The organism is Mediterraneibacter catenae (genome assembly GCF_008691045.1).
Taxonomy (GTDB): domain Bacteria; phylum Bacillota; class Clostridia; order Lachnospirales; family Lachnospiraceae; genus Mediterraneibacter; species Mediterraneibacter ornithocaccae.
Genome location: NZ_VMSO01000049.1, coordinates 1 through 2,904 on the forward strand (window position 1 = coordinate 1; position 2,904 = coordinate 2,904).

At 52.7% G+C, this 2,904-nt stretch carries 1 rRNA gene; it reads right to left on the reverse strand.

What is annotated here, in order from left to right:
• Window positions 1–5: 5 nt before the first annotated feature.
• A 23S ribosomal RNA gene (locus tag FNY66_RS15285) occupies window positions 6–2,896 on the reverse strand.
• Between the last annotated feature and the right edge of the window lie 8 nt (window positions 2,897–2,904).

Consider the following 2,904-nt stretch of genomic DNA (forward strand, 5'->3'; position numbering starts at 1 on the left):
CCGCTTTGGTTATGCCCTCGACCTATTAGTAACAGTCAGCTCCATGCGTTACCGCACTTCCACCTCTGCCCTATCTACCTCGTCGTCTTCAAGGGGTCTTACTAACTTGACGTTATGGGATATCTCATCTTGAGGGGGGCTTCACGCTTAGATGCCTTCAGCGTTTATCCCTTCCCGGCTTGGCTACTCTGCTATGCTCTTGGTAAAACAACAGATACACCAGCGGCCAGTCCATCCCGGTCCTCTCGTACTAAGGACAGCTCCTCTCAAATATCCTACGCCCACGCCGGATAGGGACCGAACTGTCTCACGACGTTCTGAACCCAGCTCGCGTACCGCTTTAATGGGCGAACAGCCCAACCCTTGGGACCGACTACAGCCCCAGGATGCGATGAGCCGACATCGAGGTGCCAAACCACTCCGTCGATGTGAACTCTTGGGAGTGATAAGCCTGTTATCCCCAGGGTAGCTTTTATCCGTTGAGCGATGGCAATCCCACTTTATACCACCGGATCACTAAGTCCTACTTTCGTACCTGCTCCACCCGTCGGTGTCGCAGTCAAGCTCCCTTCTGCCTTTGCACTCTTCGAATGGTTTCCGACCATTCTGAGGGAACCTTTGAGCGCCTCCGATACCCTTTCGGAGGCGACCGCCCCAGTCAAACTCCCCACCTGACATTGTCCCCCAGCCGGATCACGGCTGCTGGTTAGAAACCCAATACTGCAAGGGTGGTATCCCAACAGCGGCTCCAAGACAACTGGCGTCATCTCTTCAAAGCCTCCCACCTATCCTGTACATGCAATACCGAATCCCAGTATCAAGCTGGAGTAAAGCTCCATGGGGTCTTTCCGTCCTGGCGCAGGTAACCAGCATCTTCACTGGTATTTCAATTTCACCGGGTGCATTGTTGAGACAGTGCCCAAATCATTACGCCTTTCGTGCGGGTCGGAACTTACCCGACAAGGAATTTCGCTACCTTAGGACCGTTATAGTTACGGCCGCCGTTTACTGGGGCTTAAGTTCAAAGCTTCGCTTGCGCTAACCTCTCCCCTTAACCTTCCAGCACCGGGCAGGCGTCAGCCCATATACCTCACCTTTCGGTTTCGCATAGACCTGTGTTTTTGCTAAACAGTTGCTTGGGCCAATTCTCTGCGGCCTCTCTCGAGGCACTCCTTCTCCCGAAGTTACGGAGTCATTTTGCCGAGTTCCTTAACAATGCTTCTCCCGTCGGCCTTAGGATTCTCTCCTCATCCACCTGTGTCGGTTTACGGTACGGGTATCCTGCAAACAATAGCGGCTTTTCTTGGCAGTCAGCTCACGTGCTTCCCTACTTGTTTTCGGTCCGCGTCACGTCTTCGGATTGTGAGACGGATTTGCCTATCTCACTCCTACCTCGCTTGCACCGGTCTTTCCATTCCCGGCTCACGCTCTCTGTCTGCGTCCCCACAGTTCTGTTACAGGATAGTACAGGAATTTCAACCTGTTGTCCATCGACTACGTCTTTCGACCTCGCCTTAGGTCCCGACTTACCCAGGGCAGATCAGCTTTACCCTGGAAACCTTAGATATTCGGCCGGAAGGATTCCCACCTTCCTCTCGCTACTCATTCCGGCATTCTCTCTTCTTAACCGTCCACGGCTCCTTCCGGTACCGCTTCGTCCAGTTAACAATGCTCCTCTACCGATCTACATTCGTAAATCCCTGAGCTTCGGCAGTGTGTTTCAGCCCCGGACATTTTCGGCGCAGGACCTCTCGACTAGTGAGCTATTACGCACTCTTTTAATGGATGGCTGCTTCTAAGCCAACATCCTAGTTGTCTTCGAAATCCCACATCCTTTTCCACTTAACACACATTTTGGGGCCTTAGCTGCAGGTCTGGGCTCTTTCCCTTTTGACCACCCAACTTATCTCGGATCGTCTGACTCCCATGCATCATCTACACGGCATTCGGAGTTTGATATCCCTTGGTAAGCTTTGACGCCCCCGCAGGAATTCAGTGCTCTACCTCCGTAAGACTAACATGAGGCTAGCCCTAAAGCTATTTCGAGGAGAACCAGCTATCTCCGGGTTCGATTGGAATTTCTCCCCTACCCACACCTCATCCCCACCCTTTTCAACGGATGTGGGTTCGGTCCTCCATTGCCTTTTACGGCAACTTCAACCTGGACATGGGTAGATCACCCGGTTTCGGGTCTGCTCCGACTGACTGTGGCCCTATTCAGACTTGGTTTCCCTTCGGCTCCGGACCTTTAGTCCTTAACCTCGCCAGCCAGCGCAACTCGCCGGACCGTTCTACAAAAAGTACGCGGTTCATCATATAAAGATGTTCCACAGCTTGTAAACATATGGTTTCAGGTTCTTTTTCACTCCCCTCCCGGGGTCCTTTTCACCTTTCCTTCACAGTACTATGCGCTATCGGTCACTAAGTAGTATTTAGCCTTACGGGGTGGTCCCCGCGTATTCAGTCAAGGTTCCACGTGTCTCGACCTACTCTGGATACCGCCATGTCAACTCGCCTTTCGCTTACGGGGCTTTCACCCTCTCTGGCCGGCTTTCCCAAAACCGTTCTGCTAGGCTCATTGAATCAATTCCGCGGTCCGAACCCCAGGGTGCACGCACCCTGGTTTGGGCTCTTCCGTTTTCGCTCGCCGCTACTCACAGAATCACATGTTGTTTTCTCTTCCTCCGGCTACTTAGATGTTTCAGTTCACCGGGTTCCCTTCCTGACGTTATGGATTGGCGTCAGGACGACTGAGGTTTGCTCAGCCAGGTTTCCCCATTCGGAGATCTCCGGATCGATGGGTATTTGCCCCTCCCCGAAGCTTTTCGCAGCTTATCACGTCCTTCATCGGCTCTTAGTGCCAAGGCATCCACCATACGCTCTTATCAGCATAACCAAACGATG